This is a genomic window from Pseudomonas tremae (assembly GCF_001401155.1).
GTDB classification, from domain to species: domain Bacteria; phylum Pseudomonadota; class Gammaproteobacteria; order Pseudomonadales; family Pseudomonadaceae; genus Aquipseudomonas; species Aquipseudomonas tremae.
The window spans coordinates 1-556 of record NZ_LJRO01000507.1 but is presented as its reverse complement, the minus strand read 5'-3'; the positions used below and the strand labels follow the sequence as shown (position 1 = coordinate 556).

1 protein-coding gene and 1 pseudogene are annotated in these 556 nt (G+C 54.0%); one reads left to right on the top strand and one right to left on the bottom strand.

Annotated features, from left to right (window positions below):
• Positions 1-170 (top strand): annotated as a pseudogene (locus ALO43_RS27485) (MFS transporter); the annotation flags it as partial.
• Positions 171-179: 9 nt separating this feature from the next.
• Here the strand turns inward: ALO43_RS27485 and ALO43_RS27480 are convergent.
• Positions 180-556: LEA/WHy family protein (locus ALO43_RS27480; protein WP_054998446.1), on the bottom strand; the 377-nt coding region annotated here is incomplete at its 5' end.

Below are 556 nucleotides of genomic sequence, written 5' to 3'. Positions count from 1 at the left end.
GCATTGCCAGTGATTATCTGGGCGTGGCCGACCCTCGCAACACCACAGGCGTGGGCTTTCTGCTGGGCTCGTTTGGTGGAGCGCTGATCAGCGCAATCAATCGGGCATTGTGGGCGGCGGATATCTGGAAGTTTCTGCTGGAGCTGATCAAGGGCAAGCTGGACGGTTAGGCCGCCTGCTTATTTGCGTTGAATCAGCTCCTCTGGTGCAACATCGCCGGTTTTGCCGATCCGTACGTTGTGCCTGAACAGCATGCCGGTCTTGAGCTTGCCTTCAAGCCGGTAATGGATCAGCTCATCAGGTTTTTTCAGCAGTTGAGCGATGTATTTCGCGTACCGCCAAAGGTTGGTACGAACAGGCACCACAAAGGTTTTCCGGCTATGCGCATCGACGAAAAACCAATCACTGAATTGGTCGTCTGCGAGCACAACGTCATTGAGCGAGATCTTGTAGTTCAGGCCGCGCACGAACAGGTCCGAGTCGTTGGGATTATCGACCTCGAAATACAGCTTGAAATCCTGTTGTGTCAGCCTTGCCTTGACCACCTGGACTTTGA